The organism is Streptomyces sp. NPDC086080 (genome assembly GCF_044540255.1).
Classification (GTDB): domain Bacteria; phylum Actinomycetota; class Actinomycetes; order Streptomycetales; family Streptomycetaceae; genus Streptomyces.
The window spans coordinates 1-20,693 of sequence record NZ_JBITRU010000021.1 but is presented as its reverse complement, the minus strand read 5'-3'; the positions used below and the strand labels follow the sequence as shown (position 1 = coordinate 20,693).

Here is a 20,693-nt window from a genome sequence, read left to right as displayed (position 1 = left end):
CGTCAGCTCAGCAGTTCCACCTCCGTCAGTGCCGCCTCACCGCTCAGCACCAGCCGGTAATGACCGTAGGCCTTCGGCTTGTCCACCGAGAACGCGCGGGTCTGGCGGTCCCAGCGGAACGTCTCGTCCGTCCGCCGGTCCAGGTCCGTCCACGTCGTTCCGTCGGCCGAACCCTGCAGCACCCAGCCCGTGGGGGCCGTGGTGTGGTCCGAGGAGGTCAGCGTGTACTGCACCGCCGCGGTCCCACCGGTGACGGGGAGCTCCACCGTGGACACGGTGGCGCCGGTCGCCGACGTGTCGTCGAACAGCGCGCCGTCGCCCTTGAGCGTGTCCGCGCGGGGCGTGGGCACCTCGTCGTCCTGGGTGATCGACACGGGCGCCGCGTTCCTGCCCGTGCCCCACGACGAAGGACGCGGGCCCATGTCGAACTCCAGGACACCGCCCCGGGCGATCACCGAGTGCGGCAGCGAAGTGGAGTTCCAGCGCTTGCCGTTGACCTTCAGCCCTTGCACGTAGACGTTCTTCGCGCTGTTCTTCGGGGCCTTGACGACCAGATCGCGGCCGTTCTCCAGGTGCACGGTCACCTTCGCGAACAGCGGGGAGCCGATGGCGTACTCGCCGCTGCCCATGACCAGCGGGTAGAAGCCGAGCGAGGAGAACAGGTACCAGGCCGACTGCTCGCCGTTGTCCTCGTCACCGTGGTAGCCCTGGCCGATCTCGCTGCCCGTGTAGAGGCGGGACAGCACCTCGCGCACGCTCGCCTGGGTCTTCCAGGGCTGCCCGGCCGCGTCGTACATGTACAGCGCGTGGTGGGCGACCTGGTTGGAGTGGCCGTACATGCCCATCCGGACGTCCCGCGCCTCGATCATCTCGTGGATGACACCGCCGTAGGAGCCCTTGAGCTCCGGAGAGGCCGTCTCCGGTGTGGACAGGTACGCGTCGAGCTTGTCCCCGAGTGCCGCGCGGCCGCCGTACAGGTTGGCCAGACCGCGGCTGTCCTGCGCGGCGGTGAAGGCGTAGCCCCAGCCGTTGGTCTCGGTGTAGTCGTAGCCCCAGATCCGCGGGTCGTACGTCGAGGACTCCACCCGCCAGTCGCCCTGGAGGTTCCGGCCCTGGAAGAACCCGGCCTCGGAGTCGAAGAGGTTGACGTAGTCCTGCGCGCGGTCGAGGAAGTACGCGGAGTCGTCCTTGTAGCGCCGCTCGCCGGTCTTCCGGTAGAGGGCCTCGCCCATCTTCGCGATGCCGTAGTCGTTGAGGTACCCCTCGAGCGCCCACGACAGGCCCTCGTGCGTCTCGGTGCTGGTGTAGCCGAGGAACGGCGAGGTCGCCATGCCCTTGCGGCCCACCCCCGAGGACGGCGGTACGACGGTGGCGTTCTTCAGCGCCGCGTCGTAGGCGGCCTCCGCGTCGAAGTCGACGCCCTTGACGTACGCGTCCGCGAACGCGACGTCCGAGGAGGTGCCGGTCATCAGGTCGGCGTAGCCGGGGGAGGACCAGCGGGAGGTCCAGCCGCCGTCCTTGTAGTGCTGCACGAAGCCGTCGACCAGTTCACCGGCCTTGGACGGGGTCAGGAAGGAGTACGCGGGCCAGGTGGTCCGGTAGGTGTCCCAGAAGCCGTTGTTGACGTACACCTTGCCGTCCACGATCTTCGCGCCGGTGTGCGTCGGGGTGTCCTGCCGCTCCATCCGGGAGAACGGCGAGGCGTACCGGTACGTCCCGTCGACCTTCTCGTGGCCCGCGTTCGGGTACAGGTACAGCCGGTAGAGGCTGGAGTAGAGCGTGGTCAGCTGGTCCGGCGTGGCGCCCTCCACCTCGACCTTGCCGAGGAGCCTGTCCCACTGGCGTCGGGCGTCCCGCCTGACCTTGTCGAACGAGGTGCCGGCGCCGATCTCCTGGCGCAGGTTGTCCTTCGCCTGGTCGACGCCGATCAGGGACGTGGCCATGCGCAGGGTGACCGTGCGGTTCTCGCCCGCGTCGAAGCGCAGATGGCCCCGGACGCCCTCGGCGCCGCCGTCGGTGACCTTCCGGTCGAACTCGCCGTACACGAACATCCGGGTCGCGCCCGTGGACAGCCCGGACTTGACGTCGGACCAGCCGGTGAAGGTGCCGTTCTCCCGGTCGAGGGTGAGTCCGGCCCGGTCCGTGTCGTTCTCGTCGCCGGCGTTGTCGAACAGGACGCTCGCGTCGTCACCGGGGAAGGTGAAGCGCATCATCGCGGCATGGTCCGTCGGCGCCATCTCGGCCTTCACGCCGTTCTCGAACCGCACGCCGTAGTAGTACGGCCGCGCGGTCTCGTTCTCGTGCCGGAAGGCCAGCTCGCGCGCCTCACGGCCGGTGTCCGGGGTGCCGGAGGCGGCCGAGGGCATCACCTGGAAGGTCTGCCGGTCGCCCATCCAGGGGCTGGGCTCGTGGCTCGCGCTGAACGCCTGGATCGTCGTCAGGTTGTCGTCGTTGTTGCCGCTCGCGTAGTCGTACAGCCAGCTCGTCGACCTGGCGTTGGTGACCGGGGTCCAGAAGTTGAAGCCGTGCGGAACGGCCGTCGCGGGGAAGGTGTTGCCGCGTGAGAAGCCGCCGCTGGAGTTGGTGCCCCGGGTCGTCACCGCGTAGTCGGACAGATGGGCCTTCGGCCGCTCGGGCTTCACCGGCTTCAGCGCCACGTCGTCCAGCCAGCCGCGGAACTTCGCCGGGCCCTTGGCGGAGTCGTAGGCCACCAGGATCCGGTCGACGGTCTTGCCGGCGGCCACCGAGCCGATCGCGGAACGCACGCTGTTCCACTGGTTGACGTACAGCACCTTGGAGTCGCCCTGGCCGCGCGGCGACAGCGGGAAGCCGTGCTGGTCCGTCGCCCTCAGACCGCTCAGGTGGGTGCCGTCGGTGAAGGCCAGGTCGACGGAGACGTTCGTGGCGTCGTAGTCGAGGTCGCGGTCCGCCATCGACGGGAAGATCTTGTACGACAGCTCCGTGCGGCGCTCGACCTTCACATTCACGTCGAAGATCTTGTTGTACGAGTACGCCCGGCCCTTCGTGGTGTGCCGGCCCGCGTAGCGCAGGGCCCGCTTGCCGGTGAAGCCGGCGTCCGCCTTCGCGGTCGGCGAGCCGGCCGGGCCGCGGTCGACGAGCGAGAGCATGTCCTGCGGTATGGGGTCGGCGATACCGGTCGAGAGCTGGATCTCGGCGAGCTGGAGGGCGTCGCGCGCCCCGTTGTTCCTGGTGAAGTCCACCCGCCAGTGCCGGAACTCGGCCGCCTCGGCGAGATCGTACGTCCTGGTCTCGAATCGCTCAGGGAAGGACTCCCCGGAGCGGGTGTCCAGGGTCTGCCAGTCCTCGCCGTCCGCGGAGCCCTTCAGCGTCCAGTCCACGGGGTCGCGCTCGTCGTGGTCGTTGGCCGAGGTGAGGGCGTACTTGACGATCTTCGCCGGCTCGTCCAGCTCGAACTCGATCCAGCCGGTCGGCGCGAAGGTCAGCCACTTGGTGGCGGGCTCACCGTCGAAGAGGTTCCCCTTCACCTCCTTCGCGCCGGTGTTCTCCCCGCTGGCCCGGATGTCCGTGACATGGTCGGTGACATTGCCCGGGATGCCGGACGTGAACCCTCCGTCCACCCCCGAGGCGCGCTTGTCGCCGCCCCGTGTGGTGTCCACGGTGTTCAGCCAGTCCGGAGCGGGCTGGCCGGCCTCGAAGGACGAGGCGAACTCCCGGTCGGCCTTCTTCGGCGCCGTGGGCAGGGCGACCGCGACGCCCTGGGAGCCCGCGGCCACAGCAAAGGCGGTCGCCGCGACGACCGCCGTTCCCCATCTGTGCCGAACCCTTGGTTGCATACGCGAGCTCCCTCTCTGCGCCGGACAACGTTGTCAATCGAGATGCGCAAGGACCAGTAGTGGGCCAAGTGCACCGTGATGTCAAGGGGGTTGAATGCGGCCTCCGGGGCGGGCGGCGGGGATTTCTCCGCTGGGCAGCGCGACGGGGGCTCATCTTTCCGTGAGGTCTCAACTCGGAAAAGACCGGAGGGGAACCCTGCATTCGATCTTGCTCCGTCGGCGGGAAGTGGACTATACCTGTCGGCACTCCGGGGCATCTTCACCGCACCCGACCCTGTACGGCCGCACTTCCCGCACGACCCTGCGTGACCCGAACGCGGTGCCGGTAAGGATCCGGTTCACCGCCTGAGTCCTGGAGAAGGCGAGGACTTGAGCATGGGATCCAATTCCGGCGTGAACAACGAAACCGAGAACAATGGCACCGGTGACTCCGGCACGGCCGGCGTGGGACGCCGCGCACTGATCAGGCGGTCCGCCGCACTCGGTCTGGCGTCCGTCCCGGCGATGAGCTTCCTCTCCGCCTGCGCCAGCGGGGGCGGGGACGGCGACTCCGGAGGGAACGAGGGCAAGAAGTCCGAATCCAACCCGTTCGGCGTCAAGGAAGGCAGCAAACTCGACGTCGTCATCTTCAAGGGCGGCTACGGCGACGACTACGCCAAGGCGTGGGAGGCCGACTTCGAGAAGAAGCATGGCGTCACGTCCGTGCACACCGGCACCCAGGAGATCACCGGCAAGCTCCAGCCGCGGTTCAACGCCGGCAATCCGCCGGACCTCGTCGACGACTCCGGCGCCCAGCAGATCCCGATCGACGTACTGCACAAGAACGGCCAGCTCCTCGACCTCGCCGAGGTGCTGGACGCCCCGTCGGTCGACGACCCGGACGTGAAGGTCCGCGACACCCTCATCCCCGGCACGCTGGACGCCGGCATGCAGGAGGGCAAGGTCGTCGCCCTCAACTACATCTACACGGTGTGGGGGCTGTGGTACTCCGGCAAGCTCTTCGAGGAGAAGGGCTGGGAGGCGCCCAAGACCTGGGACGACTTCCTCGCCCTGTGCAAGGACGCCAAGGCCCAGGGCATAGGCGGCCTCGCCCACCAGGGCAAGTACCCGTACTACATCAACGTCGCCATCATGGACCTGATCGCCAAGAAGGGCGGCCTGGACGCCATGAAGGCGATCGACAACCTCGACCCCAAGGCGTTCGTCGGCTCCGACGCCGCCACCGAGGCCATCGAGGCCATCTACGAGGTCGTCGAGAAGGGCTATCTGATGCCCGGTACGAACGGCCTGACCCACACCGAGTCGCAGACCCGCTGGAACCAGTACAAGGCCGCCTTCATCACCAGCGGCTCCTGGCTCGAGAACGAGCAGCTCAAGACGACGCCCGAGGACTTCGACATGAAGTTCCTGCCGATGCCGCTGCTGCCCGGCAGCGCACTGCCCTTCGAGGCGATCCGGGCCGGCTCCGGTGAGCCCTTCATCATCCCGTCCAAGGCCAAGAACCTCCCCGCGGCCAAGGAGTTCATGCGGCGGATGCTCTCCAGGAAGTGGTCGACCATCTTCGCCAAGGAGGCGAACTCGCTGACCATCCTCAAGGACGGCGTCGACCGGGACGTGAAGCTGCGGCCGGGCACCCAGTCCACCGTCGAGGCCTCCGAGGCGGCCGGCGACAACACCTTCCGCTTCCTGTACACCGAGTGGTACAGCGAGATGGGCACCGCCATCGAGAACGCGTCCAACGAGCTGATGGCCAGGCGCATTCAGCCCAGGGAATGGCTCAAGCGCGCCCAGGCCGCGGTCGACAAGCAGGCCAAGGACCCGGCATCGAAGAAGAACCGCCGCGACTGATCTCGCTCGACCGACGGCCGCCGCGGGCCGGGACGACCCCCGGCCCGCGGCCGCCAGACCCAGGGGCAGGAACGCCATGCGCAAAGGGCAGCACCGGTTCGTCGCGGGATTTCTCCTCTTTCCCGTGGCGCTCTACCTGATCTTCGTGATCTGGCCGTACATCCAGACCTTCGGTTATTCACTGACCGACTGGAAAGGCCAGTCGCAGAGCTTCGACTTCGTCGGCCTGGACAACTACACCGCGTTGCTCGAGGACGACATCTTCATGGGTGCCGTCTGGCACAACATCCTGTTCCTGGTGTTCATCCCGGTGATCACCATTCTGCTCGCGCTGTTCTTCGCCTTCATGCTGAACGCGGGCGGACGCGGGCGTTCCGGAGGGGTCTTTGGAGTCGCCGGATCGAAGTACTACCGGGTCGTCTATTTCTTCCCCCAGGTCCTGTCCCTGGCGATCCTGGCCGTGCTTTTCGGAGCGGTCTACCGCAGCGACGGCGGCGGCATGCTCAACGGCGCCCTGATCGAACTCGGACTGGTCGACAGCCAGAGTCCCGTGGAATGGCTCAACGAGCCGAACGTCGTGCTGTGGGCCCTCATGGCGGTCGTCGTCTGGCACGGCGTCGGCTTCTACCTGGTGCTCTTCTCCGCCGCCATGCAGTCCATCCCGCGGGACATCTACGAGGCCGCCCTGATCGACGGGGCCAGCCGCACCCAGTCCTTCTTCCGCATCACCCTGCCCCTGCTCTGGGACTCCGTGCAGACCGCCTGGGTCTATCTCGGCATCGCGGCGATGGACATGTTCATCCTGGTGTCCACCATGACCGCCGGCGACTACGGCGGCGGACCGGATCACCACAGCGAGGTCATGTCGACCGTGATGATGCGCAACTTCCTGTTGTACGGCCGGAGCGGCTATGCCTGCGCCATGGGCGTGGTCATGCTGCTCCTCACCCTGATCGTGTCCGTGGTCATGCTGCGCGCCACCCGTCGCGAGCGCATCGAGTTCTGAGGCGGAACAACGACGATGAGCGCACCTCTCAAGGAATCCGCCCCCACCGGGGGCCCCACCCCGCCCCCGCCGCCGGTGAGCAAGGGCGACCACCGCCCCGGCGACCGGCGCGGCGAAGGCGTCGTGCTGAACGTCTTCTCGCACGGCTTCCTCGCCGTGTGGGCGGTGCTGATCGTGCTGCCGCTGCTGTGGCTGGTGCTCAGCTCCTTCCGGACCGACGCGCAGATCGGCGGCTCCGCCTTCGGCTGGCCGCGGAACTGGGACCTGGGTGTCTTCTCCCGCGCCTGGGAGAAGGGCATCGGCGACTACTTCACCAGCACCGTCATCGTGCTCGTCATCTCCGTGCCGCTGACGATGCTGCTCGGATCGATGGCGGCCTATGTGCTGGCCCGCTACGAGTTCCGGGGCAACCGCCTGCTGTACTACTTCTTCGTCGCGGGCGCGATGTTCCCCGTCTTCCTGGCGCTGGTGCCGCTGTTCTTCATGGTCAAGCGGCTGGACATGCTGAACACCTACCACGGCCTGGCCCTGGTGTACGTGGCCTACTCGCTGCCGTTCACGGTCTTCTTCATGCACGCCTTCTTCCGGACCCTGCCCACGGCGGTCTTCGAGGCGGCGATCCTCGACGGGGCCTCGCACACCCGGACCTTCTTCCAGGTGATGATGCCGATGGCCAAGCCGGGTCTGCTGAGCGTCGGCATCTTCAACACACTGGGCCAGTGGAACCAGTACATCCTGCCGACGGTGCTGATGCAGCCGCAGAGCGGTGACGATCCGGAACGCTATGTGCTGACCCAGGGGCTCATCCAGCTCCAGCAGCAGCAGGGGTACGCCTCCGACCTTCCCGTGCTCTTCGCCGGTGTGACCATCGCCATGGTTCCCATGCTCGTGGTCTATCTCTCCTTCCAGCGGCAGGTGCAGGCCGGCCTCACGTCCGCGACCTTGAAGTAACGCTCCGGCACCGTCGTTCACACGCCGCTCCCGCACCGGGGAGTGGCGTGTCCAGGTGTGTCCATGTACCCGGAAACGGTTCAACCTCTTGACGGGAGGCGACCCGAACGGCTCATCTTAGAGTTCACTAGTTGGACAGAGAGGGGCCTCATCGATGCGGCCCCCGCGCGCAGGAGGTCGTCGTGGAGACTCCGGGGTCGCAGTCGTCGCTGCACCGGGCCAACCTTGAGCGGGTCGTTCGAGCAGTACGTCTTGCGGGTTCCCTCACCCAGGCAGAGATCGCGAGGACGACCGGCCTGTCCGCGGCCACGGTCTCCAATATCGTGCGGGAACTGAAGGACCGCGGCACGGTGGAGGTCACCCCGACGTCGTCGGGCGGACGAAGGGCTCGCGCCGTCTCGCTGAGCGGGGACGCCGGCATCGTCATCGGGGTCGATTTCGGCCATACCCATCTGCGGGTCGCGGTCGGGAACCTCGCGCACCAGGTGCTGGCCGAGGAGTCCGAGCCGCTGGATGTGGACGCCTCCTCGACGCAGGGTTTCGACCGGGCCGAGCAGCTGGTCAGCCGGCTGATCGAAGCGACCGGCGTGGACCGGTCCAAGATCGCGGGAGTGGGCCTCGGGGTACCCGGCCCGATCGACGTGGAGTCCGGCACGCTGGGCTCGACCGCGATCCTGCCCGGCTGGACCGGCACCAAGCCCGCCGAGGAGCTGCGGGGGCGGCTCGGCGTGCCGGTGCACGTGGACAACGACGCCAACCTCGGCGCCCTCGGCGAGATGGTCTGGGGCAGCGGCCGGGGCGTGCGCGACCTGGCCTACATCAAGGTCGCGAGCGGTGTCGGCGCGGGCTTGGTGATCAGCGGCAAGATCTATCGCGGACCGGGCGGCACCGCGGGTGAGATCGGACACATTACACTCGATGAATCCGGCCCCGTGTGCCGCTGCGGCAACCGTGGCTGTCTGGAGACGTTCACGGCGGCGCGCTACGTGCTTCCGCTGCTCCAGCCCGGTTACGGCACCGATCTGACGATGGAGGGCGTCGTCAGGCTGGCGCGGGACGGTGACCCGGGCTGTCGTCGCGTGATCGCCGACGTCGGCCGTCACATCGGCAGTGGAGTCGCCAATCTCTGCAACTTGTTGAACCCGAGCAGGGTCGTCCTCGGTGGTGATCTCGCCGAGGCCGGGGAGCTCGTGCTCGGGCCGATCCGGGAGTCCGTGAGCCGCTACGCGATCCCCAGTGCGGCACGTCAACTCTCCGTTCTCCCAGGGGCACTTGGGGGCCGTGCGGAGGTGCTCGGAGCGCTCGCCCTCGCACTGAGCGAGATGGGCGATTCAGCCCTTTTGGAGGGTACTGCGACGGGGTCACTCACCGCCGCCAGCCCTGCCTTCACTTAGAGAACGGATGGCACCGTTGCCATCTCGTTAAGGATTTACTTCTTGACGTCGCACGTGTGGCCGAGTTGACTTCCAGCCACCTCGGCCGCAAGGACGCGGCCTCGTCAGGGAGGTTTCTGAATGAACACGCGTATGCGTCGCATTGCCTTTGCCGTCGCCGCCGGTGCGATGGCCGTGTCGCTCGCCGCTTGTGGCAGCGCCGCCGAGTCCGGCGACAAGAAGGAGTCCGGTGACTCCGCCGCCAAGGGCGACGACATCAAGGTCGGTCTGCTCCTGCCGGAGAACCAGACCGCGCGGTACGAGAAGTTCGACAAGCCCTTGATCGAGAAGAAGGTCAAGGAGCTCACGAACAACAAGGGCGAGGTCGTCTACGCCAACGCCAAGCAGGACGCCAGCCTGCAGAACCAGCAGGTCGACACGATGATCACCAACAAGGTGGACGTCCTCATCGTGGACGCGGTCGACGCCAAGGCCATCGCCGGCTCGGTGAAGAAGGCCAAGGACGCCGGCATCCCGGTCGTGGCCTTCGACCGCCTCGCCGAGGGTCCGATCGACGCCTACACCTCGTTCGACAACGTGACCGTCGGCAAGACGCAGGGCGAGGCCCTGCTGGAGGCGCTGGGCGACAAGGCCAAGGACGGCCAGATCGTCATGATGAACGGCTCCTCCACCGACCCGAACGCCGCCCTGTTCAAGGAGGGCGCCCACTCCGTCCTCGACGGCAAGGTGAAGGTCGGCCGCGAGTACGACACCAAGGAGTGGAAGCCGGAGAACGCCAACGCCAACATGGAGGGCGCCATCTCCGCCCTCGGCAAGGACAAGATCGTCGGCGTCTACTCCGCCAACGACGGCATGGCGGGCGGCATCATCACCGCCCTGAAGGCCGCCGGCATCGCCGACATCCCGGTCACCGGCCAGGACGCCGAGCTCGCGGGTGTGCAGCGCATCGTCACCGGTGAGCAGTTCATGAGCGTCTACAAGCCGTTCCCGCAGGAGGCGAACGTCGCCGCGGAGCTGGCCGTCCTGCTCGCCCAGGGCAAGTCGCTGGACTCCGTCGCCAAGGACAAGGTCGACAGCCCCACCACCAAGGGTGTCCCGTCCGTCCTCGTCCCGGTCATCTCGCTGACCCAGGAGAACATCAACGACACCGTGATCAAGGACGGCATCTACACCGTCCAGGAGATCTGCACCGACAAGTACAAGGCCGCCTGCGACAAGATCGGCCTCAAGTAAGCAGTCCCCGAGTCCCGTGACATGAGGGAGTCCGCGACCCGGACTCCCTCCCGGGACCGACTGCCACGCGCTTCCGCCGGCGCCCCGTACACAACAGCCCCGCAAGCTAAGCGGGGCGCCGGACGGAACACCCCCCAATTTTCTGCCCAACCTCCCGCCGGGTCAGGCGGCGAAGGAGAGTGGTTCACGTGTCCGCTACGCCCGTGCTGGCGTTGCGCGGGGTCTCCAAGCGGTTCGGTGCCGTCCAGGCGCTCACCGACGTAGAGCTTGAGGTCCACGCCGGTGAGGTGGTCGCCCTGGTGGGCGACAACGGCGCCGGTAAGTCCACGCTGGTCAAGACCATCGCCGGCGTGCACCCCATCGATGAGGGTGTCATCGAATGGGACGGCAAGACCGTCCAGATCAACCGGCCGCACGACGCCCAGAACCTGGGCATCGCGACGGTCTACCAGGACCTCGCGCTGTGCGACAACATCGATGTCGTCGGCAACCTCTACCTGGGCCGGGAGCTCCGCAGGCGCGGCGTCCTGGACGAGGTGGAGATGGAGCGCCGCTCCCGCGAGCTCCTCGACACGCTCTCGATCCGCATCCCCAGCGTCCGGATCCCGATCGCGTCCCTCTCCGGAGGCCAGCGCCAGGTCGTGGCCATCGCCCGGTCCATGCTCGGCGAGCCCAAGCTGGTGATCCTCGACGAGCCCACCGCCGCCCTCGGTGTCGAGCAGACCGCGCAGGTCCTCGACCTGGTCGAGCGGCTGCGCGAGCGCGGTCACGCGGTCATCCTCATCAGCCACAACATGGCCGATGTGAAGGCCGTGGCGGACAAGGTCGCGGTTCTGCGCCTCGGGCGCAACAACGGCGTCTTCGAGGTCAAGTCGACCTCGCAGGAAGAGATCATCTCCGCCATCACGGGCGCCACGGACAATGCCGTGACCCGTCGCGCGGCGCGCACCAATGGGGAGATCAAGAAGTGAGCACCGAAAAGACCTCCGGCTCCGTCGAGGAGCACGTCGTGGAGAACCCAGAGGCGGCCGCCGCCGCGGTCACCGTGGTCGACCCCCGGCTGCTGGTCCGCGAGCAGGGCCTGCTGGGTTACTGGAACGAGTTCAAGCGGAAGATGAAGGCGGGTGACCTCGGCTCCATCCCCGTCGTGGTCGGCCTGCTGATCATCTGGGGCATCTTCACCGGCCTGAACTCCAACTTCCTCACCGCCGGCAACTTCTCCGACATGTCCGTCGCCATGGTCGGCACGGGCATGATCGCCGTCGGTATCGTCTTCGTCCTGCTGCTCGGCGAGATCGACCTGTCGGTCGGCTCGGTCAGCGGTGTCGCGGGCGCCGCCTTCGCGGTCATGAGCGTCACCCACGGGATGAACGAGATCCTGGCCCTGGTACTGGCGATCCTCACCGGCACGGTGGCGGGTGCCCTCCACGGCTTCATCTTCGCCCGCATCGGCGTCCCGGCGTTCGCCGTGACCCTGGCAGGACTGCTGTTCTGGCAGGGCTTCATGCTGCAGATCCTCGGCAGCAACGGCACCATCAACCTGGACTCCGACGGCCTGGTCGTCAAGCTGACCAGCTACTACTTCAGCGATGTGGCCGCCGCCTACGGCCTGGCGATCGCGGCGACCGTGGGGTACTTCCTCCTCGCGTTCTTCGACAACCGCCGCCGTGAGGCCGCCGGGGTGCCCTCCCGCCCGCTGAACGAGATCATCGTGCGGACCGTACTGCTGGCGATCCTGGCCTTCGCCGTCGCGATCGTCTTCAACCAGTACAAGGGCCTGCCGCTGGCCGTGGTGATCTTCCTCGCCTTCCTGGTCCTCACGGACTTCGTGCTGCGCCGCACCGCCTACGGCCGCAAGGTCTTCGCGCTCGGTGGCAGTGTCGAGGCGTCCCGCCGCGCCGGCATCAACGTGGAGATGGTCCGGATCTCGGTCTTCGCGATCGCCGGTACCTTCGCCGCGATCGGCGGTCTGTTCGTCGCCTCGAAGATCGCCTCCGCGAACCAGGGCGCGGGCACCGGTGAGTTCCTGATGAACGTCATCGCCGCGGCCGTCATCGGTGGCACGTCGCTCTTCGGTGGACGCGGCCGCACCTGGGACGCGCTGCTCGGTGTGATGGTCATCATCTCGATCACGTACGGTCTGGCGCTGGAGGGTATCGCCTCGCCGGTGCAGTACATGATCACCGGTGGTGTGCTGCTGGCGACCGTCGTCATCGACGCGGTCACCCGGAGGACGCAGAAGACGGCGGGGCGCGCGTAGGACGCCCGGCGCGGGCCGGTTGCGGCTGGTCGCGCCCACGCGGCGGAGCCGCATGTCGATACCGTCCCGCGCCCCTGGGTGTGCTCCTGTTGCCCGGTGCCTTCGAGGCGCCGGGCAACAGGCGTGTCGTAGGACGTACGCATCCGGGTACCGGTGATCGGGTGACGCATGACGCACGGCCCGTAGACCGATCGGTTGAGCGGAACATTAGACTCGTCCCGCCCGGGAACAGCTCGATCAGCTCTATTGCAAGGAGGCACGGGTGCCGCTGCTGACCCGCATCAGGGGACCGCGCGATCTGGACCGGCTCAGCCCGGAGGAGCTCGACCGGCTGGCCGGGGAGATCCGGACCTTCCTCGTCGACGCGGTCTCCAAGACCGGCGGCCACCTCGGCCCCAACCTCGGCGTGGTGGAGCTCACCATCGCCCTGCACCGCGTCTTCGAGTCGCCCAGGGACAAGGTGCTCTGGGACACCGGACACCAGTCCTACGTCCACAAGCTGCTGACCGGCCGGCAGGACTTCTCCAGACTGAAGATGAAGGGCGGCCTGTCCGGCTACCCCTCGCAGAGCGAGTCCGAGCACGACGTCATCGAGAACAGCCACGCCTCCACCGTCCTCGGCTGGGCCGACGGCATCGCCAAGGCCAACCAGATCAAGAAGAGCGACAGCCACGTCGTGGCCGTCATCGGTGACGGCGCGCTCACCGGAGGCATGGCCTGGGAGGCGCTGAACAACATCGCCGACGCCAAGGACCGCCCGCTCGTCATCGTCGTCAACGACAACGAGCGCTCCTACTCGCCCACCATCGGCGGCCTCGCGAACCACCTCGCGACCCTGCGCACCACCGACGGCTACGAGCGCTTCCTGACCCGGACCAAGGACCTCCTGGAGCGCACCCCGGTCGTCGGCAAGCCCCTCTTCGACACGCTGCACGGCGCCAAGAAGGGCCTGAAGGACTTCATCGCCCCGCAGGGCATGTTCGAGGACCTCGGCCTGAAGTACGTCGGCCCCATCGACGGCCACGACATCGAGGCCCTGGAGTCCGCCCTGACCCGCGCCAAGCGCTTCGGCGGCCCGGTGATCGTGCACTGCCTCACCGAGAAGGGCCGCGGCTACCAGCCGGCCCTCCAGGACGAGGCCGACCGCTTCCACGCCGTCGGCAAGATCCACCCCGACACGGGCCTGCCGATCGCCAGCTCCGGCGCCGACTGGACGAGCGTCTTCGGCGAGGAGATGGTGAAACTCGGCGAGGAGCGCGAGGACCTCGTCGCCATCACCGCCGCCATGCTCCAGCCGGTCGGCCTCGACAAGTTCGCCAAGCGCTTCCCCGACCGGGTCTACGACGTCGGCATCGCCGAACAGCACGGCGCCGTCTCCGCGGCCGGCCTGGCCCACGCCGGGGTGCACCCCGTCTTCGCGGTGTACGCCACCTTCCTCAACCGCGCCTTCGACCAGGTGCTGATGGATGTGGCCCTGCACAAGTGCGGCGTGACCTTCGTGCTCGACCGGGCTGGTGTCACCGGCACCGACGGCGCCTCCCACAACGGCATGTGGGACATGTCGATCCTCCAGGTCGTCCCCGGCCTGCGGCTCGCCGCCCCGCGCGACGCCGACCAGGTCCGCGCCCAGCTGCGCGAGGCCACCGCGGTCGACGACGCCCCCACCGTGGTGCGCTTCTCCAAGGGCGCCGTCGGACCCGCCGTGCCCGCCGTGGGCCGCGTCGGCGGCATGGACGTGCTGCGTGAGCCCGGCACCGACACGCCCGACGTGCTGCTGGTCTCCGTCGGAGCGCTCGCGCCGATGTGCCTGGAGATCGCCGGGCTGCTGGACCGGCAGGGCATCTCCACCACCGTCGTCGACCCGCGCTGGGTCAAGCCCGTCGACGAGGCGATGGCGCCCCTCGCCGAGAAGCACCGGGTCGTGGTCACCGTCGAGGACAACTCGCGCGTCGGCGGTGTCGGCTCGACGATCGCCCAGGCGCTGCGCGACGCCGGTGTGGACGTACCGCTGCGCGACTTCGGTATCCCGCCGCGCTTCCTCGACCACGCCTCGCGCGCCGAGGTCCTGGCCGAGATCGGGCTGACCGCCCCCGACATCGCCCGCCAGGTCACCGGCCTGGTGGCGAAGCTCGACGGGAAGTACGCGCGCTCCTCCGCGGACGTCGTGGACTCGGTGGAGCCCGCCCGGGACTGACCTTCCCCACGCGTCGTCCGGATGGGCCGTGCGCGCCACCGTGAAGAGTGGCGCGCACGGCCCGACCGCGTGAAAACGCCCGCGCCGGGGCATACGTCCTGCGCCCCCTCTCGATCATGTCGAGGACGACAAGCGTGGGAGGTACCCGTGACAAGCCCTCTTTTCCGGACGAAGCAGGTAGAGCAGTCCATCCGTGACACGGAGGAACCTGAGCACGCGCTCAGGAAATCCCTGTCCGCGCTGGATCTGACCGTCTTCGGCGTCGGTGTCATCATCGGCACCGGCATCTTCGTCCTCACCGGTACGGTCGCCAAGGACAATGCCGGGCCGGCCACCGCACTGGCCTTCGTGGTGGCCGGTGTCGTCTGCGCGCTCGCCGCGCTCTGCTACGCCGAGTTCGCCTCCACCGTGCCGGTCGCGGGTTCCGCCTACACGTTCTCCTACGCCTCCCTGGGTGAGCTGCCCGCCTGGATCATCGGCTGGGACCTGGTGCTGGAGTTCGCGCTCGGCACGGCGGTGGTGGCCGTCGGCTGGTCGGGGTACATCCAGTCGCTCATGGACAACGCGGGCTGGCAGATGCCCGCGGCGCTCGGCAGCCGCGAGGGCTCCGACGTCTTCGGGTTCGACATCCTCGCCGCCGTCCTGGTGCTGGTGCTCACCGGCATCCTCGTCCTCGGCATGAAGCTGTCCGCCCGCGTCACCTCGCTCGTCGTCGCCATCAAGGTGACCGTGGTCCTCGTGGTGATCATCGCGGGGGCCTTCTTCATCACCAAGGACAACTACGACCCGTTCATCCCGGACTCCAAGCCCGTGCCGGCCGGTGAGAGCCTCAATTCCCCGCTCATCCAGCTGATGTTCGGCTGGGCACCGTCGAACTTCGGCGTGATGGGCATCTTCACCGCCGCCTCGGTGGTGTTCTTCGCCTTCATCGGCTTCGACATCGTCGCCACGGCCGCCGAGGAGACCAAGAACCCGCAGCGCGACATGCCGCGCGGCATCCTCGGCTCCCTGTTCATCTGCACCGTGCTGTACGTGCTGGTGTCGCTCGTCGTCACCGGTATGCAGCACTACAGCGAACTGTCCGTGGACGCCCCGCTGGCGGACGCGTTCAAGGCGACCGGGCATCCGTGGTTCGCCGGCTTCATCAGCTTCGGGGCCGCCGTCGGCCTGACGACCGTGTGCATGATCCTGCTGCTCGGCCAGACCCGCGTCTTCTTCGCGATGAGCCGCGACGGCCTGCTGCCGAGGTTCTTCTCCCGGGTCCACCCCCGGTTCAGGACCCCGCACCGGCCGACGATCCTGCTCGGTGTCGTCATCGCGATCCTCGCCGGCTTCACCCCGCTGAACGAGCTCGCCGCGCTGGTGAACATCGGCACCCTGTTCGCCTTCGTCATCGTCGCGATCAGCGTGGTCATCCTCCGCAGGACCCGCCCCGACCTGCACCGGGCGTTCCGCACCCCCTGGGTGCCCGTGCTGCCGATCGTGTCGGTCGCCGCCTCCCTGTGGCTGATGCTCAACCTGCCCGCCGAGACCTGGGTCCGCTTCGGCATCTGGATGGCGATCGGCATCGTCGTCTACTTCCTCTACAGCCGCACCCACAGCCGATTGGCCCGGGGACAGGGGACGGAGCCCGGGGCTCCGGTCGGACCGTCCGGCCCCGACACCCGCTGAACCGGCGCGGCCCCGCGCCGCTCCGTCGAGGCGCCGCGCACCCGGGCGCACCGGCTCGGCGGGGCCCTGGTGACCCCCTGCGCCGGTCGGGCGTCCCGCGGCCGGGCATCCCACGGGTGGGGCCGTACAGCGGGTGGGCCGTACAGCGGGTGCCCCGGAGTCAGCGGGGCACGGAGCGCGGACCGGTGACGTCCGCGCCCAGGGCGGTGACCCTGCGGCGCAGTTCGCGGTCGGCCGTGACGACCAGGACCGGGCGGTCACCCGCATCGGCCACCAGAGTGACCATGTGGTCGTCACCGCTGCCCGGGGCGGACTCCACACGGACCCCGGGCACCGGCTCCACCCCGCGTGCGGCACCCTCGACGACCAGGACGATCTCCACCGGTCCCGGACGGCCCGGCAGCCCGTCCGCGGCCAGCCGGTCACGCAGTCGCTCCGCGGCGCCCCGCCGGTCCCGCCACCACCCGTCGGGAACCGACCCGACCACATTCGCGGCGTCGACGATCACGAGCAGGGCGACGGTGTCGTTCATACGGCCAGCGTCCCACGCACGCGGCCGCAGGACCGCCCCGCCCGCCCCCGCCGCCCCCGCCGCCCCGGAGGAGGAGAACGCCGGACCGGGGGCGCGGCTCGCCTCGGTGGAGCAGGACGGTGCCGGAAGGTGAAAGAAGGGCCTCCGCCATCACGGCGGAGGCCCTTCTCATGTGTCCTGTGGGGCCGTTACGCCGGAACCGAGGCCACGCCCGGCTCCAGGAACCGCTTGCCGTTGACCCGCTCGGAGACGCCCTCACGGTCCAGGTACGGCGTGATGCCGCCCAGGTGGAACGGCCAGCCGGCACCGGTGATCAGGCACAGGTCGATGTCCTGCGCCTCGGCGACGACGCCCTCGTCGAGCATGAGCCCGATCTCCTGCGCCACCGCGTCCAGCACCCGCGCCCGCACCTGCTCCTCGGTGAGGACGGTGTCGCCCTGCTCGAGCAACGCGGCGACCTCGGGGTCGAGTTCGGGCTTGCCGCTGTCGTAGACGTAGAAGCCGCGCTTGCCCGCCTCGACGACCTTCTTGAGGTTCGGGGAGACCGTGAACCGCTCCGGGAAGGCCCGGTTGAGGGTCTCGGAGACGTGCAGACCGATCGCGGGACCGACCAGCTCCAGCAGCACCAGCGGCGACATCGGAAGACCGAGCGGCTCGACGGCCTTCTCGGCGACCTCGACCGGGGTGCCCTCGTCGATGACGTTCTGGATCTCGCCCATGAAGCGGGTCAGGATGCGGTTCACCACGAACGCCGGGGCGTCCTTGGTGAGCACCGCGGTCTTCTTCAGCTTCTTGGCGACACCGAAGGCCGTGGCCAGCGAGGCGTCGTCGGTCTGCTCACCGCGGACGATCTCCAGAAGCGGGAGGACCGCGACCGGGTTGAAGAAGTGGAAGCCGACGACCCGCTCGGGGTGCTTCAGCTTCGACGCCATCTCGGAGACGGAGAGCGAGGAGGTGTTGGTGGCGAGGATCGCGTGCGCCGGGGCGACCGCCTCGACCTCCGCGAACACCTGCTGCTTGACACCCATTTCCTCGAAGACCGCTTCGATGACGAAGTCGGCGTCCGCGAAGCCCTCGGCCTTGTCCAGCACACCGGAGACCAGCGCCTTCAGGCGGTTGGCCTTGTCCTGGTTGATCCGGCCCTTGCCGAGCAGCTTGTCGATCTCGGCGTGGACATAGCCCACGCCCTTGTCGACGCGCTCCTGGTCGATGTCGGTCAGGACGACCGGCACCTCCAGGCGGCGCAGGAACAGCAGCGCGAGCTGGGAGGCCATCAGACCGGCGCCCACGACACCGACCTTGGTGACCGGACGGGCCAGCGACTTGTCCGGGGCTCCCGCGGGACGCTTGCCGCGCTTCTGCACCAGGTTGAACGCGTAGATGCCGGAGCGCAGTTCGCCGCCCATGATGAGGTCGGCGAGCGCCTGGTCCTCGGCGTCGTAACCCTGCTGCAGGTCGCCGTTCTTGACGGCGGCGATGATGTCCAGCGCGCGGTAGGCGGCCGGGGCGGCACCGTGCACCTTGGAGTCGGCGACGAAGCGGCCCTTGGCGACGGCCTGGTCCCAGGCCTCGCCGCGGTCGATCGCCGGGCGCTCGACGACGATCTCGCCCTTGAGGACGGACGCGGTCCAGATCAGCGACTGCTCCAGGAAGTCCGCGCCCTCGAAGATCGCGTCCGCGATGCCGAGTTCGTAGACCTGCTTGCCCTTGAGCTGCTTGTTCTGGTTGAGGCTGTTCTCGATGATCACCGAGACGGCCTTCTCGGCGCCGATCAGGTTCGGCAGCAGGGTGCAGCCGCCCCAGCCGGGGACGAGACCGAGGAAGACCTCGGGGAGCGAGAAGGCCGGGATGGCGGCCGACACGGTGCGGTAGGCGCAGTGCAGACCGACCTCGACGCCACCGCCCATGGCGGCGCCGTTGTAGTACGCGAAGGTCGGCACGGCGAGCTGCGACAGCCGCTTGAAGACGTCGTGGCCGCCCTTGCCGATGGCCAGCGCGTCCTCGTGCCGCTTCAGCAGCTCGACGCCCTTGAGGTCGGCGCCGACCGCGAAGATGAACGGCTTGCCGGTGACACCGACGCCGACGATCTCGCCGTCCGCGGCCTCCTTCTCGACCTGGTCGATGGCGGCGTCGATGTTCGCCAGCGACTGCGGGCCGAGCGTGGTCGGCTTGGTGTGGTCGTGACCGTTGTCGAGGGTGATGAGCGCGAAGCGCCCCGCCCCCAGCGGCAGGTCGAAGTGGCGTACGTGCGCGCTGGTGACGACCTCGCCGGGGAACAGCTCGGCCGCACCCTTCAGAAGCTCTGCGGTGGTGCTCACTTGTCCCCCTCGAAGTGCGGGTTCTCCCAGATGACCGTGGCGCCCATGCCGAAGCCGACGCACATGGTGGTGAGGCCGTAACGGACCTCGGGCTGCTCCTCGAACTGGCGGGCCAGCTGCGTCATCAGACGGACACCGGAGGAGGCCAGCGGGTGGCCGAAGGCGATGGCGCCGCCGTACTGGTTGACGCGCGCGTCGTCGTCGGCGATGCCGTAGTGCTCCAGGAAGGCGAGGACCTGGACGGCGAAGGCCTCGTTGATCTCGAACAGACCGATGTCGGAGATGGACAGGCCCGCCTGGGCAAGCGCCTTCTCCGTGGCCGGGATCGGGCCGTAGCCCATGACCTCGGGCTCCACACCCGCGAAGGAGTAGGAGACCAGGCGCATCTTCACCGGGAGGTCGTTCTCGCGGGCGAAGTCCTCGGAGGCGATGAGGGAGGCGGTGGCGCCGTCGTTCAGACCGGCCGCGTTGCCGGCGGTGACCCGGCCGTGCACGCGGAACGGGGTCTTGAGGTTCGCCAGGCTCTCGAGCGTGGTGCCCGGACGCATCGGCTCGTCGGCGGTGACCAGGCCCCAGCCCGTCTCACCGGCCTCCTCGTTGGTGCGGCGCACCGAGACCGGCACCAGGTCGGCCTGGATCTTGCCGTTGGCGTACGCCTTGGCGGCCTTCTCCTGCGAGCGCACCGCGTACTCGTCGGCGCGCTGCTTGGTGATGGTGGGGTAGCGGTCGTGCAGGTTCTCCGCGGTCATGCCCATGAACAGGGCGGACTCGTCGACCAGCTTCTCGCTCACGAAGCGCGGGTTGGGGTCGACGCCCTCGCCCATCGGGTGGCGGCCCATGTGCTCGACACCGCCCGCGATGGCGACGTCGTACGCGCCGAAGGCGACGGAGCCGGCCACCGTGGTGACGGCGGTCAGGGCGCCGGCGCACATGCGGTCGATGGAGTAGCCCGGGACCGAGGTGGGCAGGCCCGCGAGGATGCCGGCCGTGCGGCCGATGGTCAGGCCCTGGTCGCCGATCTGCGTGGTCGCGGCGACGGCGACCTCGTCGATCTTCTTCGGGTCGAGACCGGGGTTGCGGCGCAGCAGCTCCCGGATCGCCTTCACGACGAGGTCGTCGGCGCGGGTCTCGTGGTAGATGCCCTTCGGGCCCGCCTTGCCGAACGGGGTGCGGACGCCGTCGACGAAGACGACGTCCCTGACGGTACGAGGCACGATGGCTCTCCTCCAGGTACGGGATGCTGAGCGCTTGCTTACGCCATGCTACTTATGAGTAACGTGACTGCCCAGTCCCGGCCCCCGGAGCGGCGAACATCACACGATCGGCGGCGCCCGGTGAGACGTTTTCCGCCCCCGCCGCCCCTTCCCGTTCCCGTCCCCCGGGGGCGCTGCCCCCGGACCCCCGCTCCTCAAACGCCGGAGGGGCTGACTTCAGCCCCTCCGGCGTTTGAGGAGCGGGGTCTGGGGCGGAG

The 20,693-nt window shown here is 68.6% G+C and carries 13 protein-coding genes; 9 read left to right on the top strand and 4 right to left on the bottom strand.

Annotated features, from left to right (window positions below):
- Positions 1 to 2: 2 nt before the first annotated feature.
- A complete protein-coding gene (locus ACIF9R_RS23730; RefSeq protein WP_399983461.1) occupies positions 3 to 3,815 on the bottom strand; it encodes a GH92 family glycosyl hydrolase in 3,813 nt (1,270 codons plus the stop codon).
- Positions 3,816 to 4,190: 375 nt separating this feature from the next.
- Here ACIF9R_RS23730 and ngcE point away from each other — a divergent pair, with 375 nt between their 5' ends.
- From ngcE to ACIF9R_RS23685, 9 genes are all read left to right on the top strand, one after another.
- Positions 4,191 to 5,663 (top strand): N-acetylglucosamine/diacetylchitobiose ABC transporter substrate-binding protein, encoded by a 1,473-nt coding sequence (gene ngcE / locus ACIF9R_RS23725; RefSeq protein ID WP_399983458.1) that lies wholly within the window; start codon positions 4,191 to 4,193, stop codon positions 5,661 to 5,663.
- A 76-nt stretch (positions 5,664 to 5,739) separates the two neighbouring features.
- Positions 5,740 to 6,669, top strand: a complete 930-nt coding sequence (locus ACIF9R_RS23720; protein ID WP_399983456.1) for a carbohydrate ABC transporter permease — start codon at positions 5,740 to 5,742, stop codon at positions 6,667 to 6,669.
- Positions 6,670 to 6,684: 15 nt separating this feature from the next.
- Positions 6,685 to 7,620, top strand: a complete 936-nt coding sequence (locus ACIF9R_RS23715; RefSeq protein WP_399983453.1) for a carbohydrate ABC transporter permease — start codon at positions 6,685 to 6,687, stop codon at positions 7,618 to 7,620.
- Positions 7,621 to 7,802: 182 nt separating this feature from the next.
- Positions 7,803 to 9,014 (top strand): ROK family protein, encoded by a 1,212-nt coding sequence (locus ACIF9R_RS23710; protein ID WP_399983450.1) that lies wholly within the window; start codon positions 7,803 to 7,805, stop codon positions 9,012 to 9,014.
- 120 nt (positions 9,015 to 9,134) lie between these two features.
- Entirely contained in the window at positions 9,135 to 10,247 is a 1,113-nt protein-coding gene (locus ACIF9R_RS23705; RefSeq protein ID WP_399983447.1) for a sugar ABC transporter substrate-binding protein, read from the top strand.
- Between the two features lie 179 nt (positions 10,248 to 10,426).
- Positions 10,427 to 11,218: an ATP-binding cassette domain-containing protein gene (locus tag ACIF9R_RS23700; RefSeq protein ID WP_184761552.1), complete on the top strand. Its 792-nt coding sequence runs from the start codon at positions 10,427 to 10,429 to the stop codon at positions 11,216 to 11,218.
- Complete coding sequence (locus ACIF9R_RS23695; protein ID WP_399983443.1) at positions 11,215 to 12,507, top strand: sugar ABC transporter permease; 1,293 nt, start codon at positions 11,215 to 11,217, stop codon at positions 12,505 to 12,507. The genes ACIF9R_RS23700 and ACIF9R_RS23695 overlap by 4 nt, the downstream gene beginning before the upstream one ends.
- 262 nt (positions 12,508 to 12,769) lie before the next feature.
- Complete coding sequence (gene dxs / locus ACIF9R_RS23690; RefSeq protein WP_399983440.1) at positions 12,770 to 14,701, top strand: 1-deoxy-D-xylulose-5-phosphate synthase; 1,932 nt, start codon at positions 12,770 to 12,772, stop codon at positions 14,699 to 14,701.
- 147 nt (positions 14,702 to 14,848) lie between these two features.
- On the top strand, positions 14,849 to 16,372 hold the full coding sequence (locus tag ACIF9R_RS23685) for an amino acid permease (protein ID WP_399983438.1): 1,524 nt from the start codon (positions 14,849 to 14,851) through the stop codon (positions 16,370 to 16,372).
- 160 nt (positions 16,373 to 16,532) lie between these two features.
- Here ACIF9R_RS23685 and ACIF9R_RS23680 read toward each other — a convergent pair whose 3' ends face one another.
- The 3 genes from ACIF9R_RS23680 to ACIF9R_RS23670 all read right to left on the bottom strand — a co-directional run bounded on the left by ACIF9R_RS23680 (position 16,533) and on the right by ACIF9R_RS23670 (position 20,436).
- Positions 16,533 to 16,904, bottom strand: coding sequence for an NTP pyrophosphohydrolase (locus ACIF9R_RS23680; protein WP_399983436.1), 372 nt, complete (start codon positions 16,902 to 16,904; stop codon positions 16,533 to 16,535).
- 188 nt (positions 16,905 to 17,092) lie between these two features.
- A complete protein-coding gene (locus ACIF9R_RS23675) occupies positions 17,093 to 19,222 on the bottom strand; it encodes a 3-hydroxyacyl-CoA dehydrogenase NAD-binding domain-containing protein (protein ID WP_399983433.1) in 2,130 nt (709 codons plus the stop codon).
- Entirely contained in the window at positions 19,219 to 20,436 is a 1,218-nt protein-coding gene (locus ACIF9R_RS23670; protein ID WP_399983431.1) for a thiolase family protein, read from the bottom strand. The genes ACIF9R_RS23675 and ACIF9R_RS23670 overlap by 4 nt, the downstream gene beginning before the upstream one ends.
- Positions 20,437 to 20,693 lie beyond the last annotated feature (257 nt).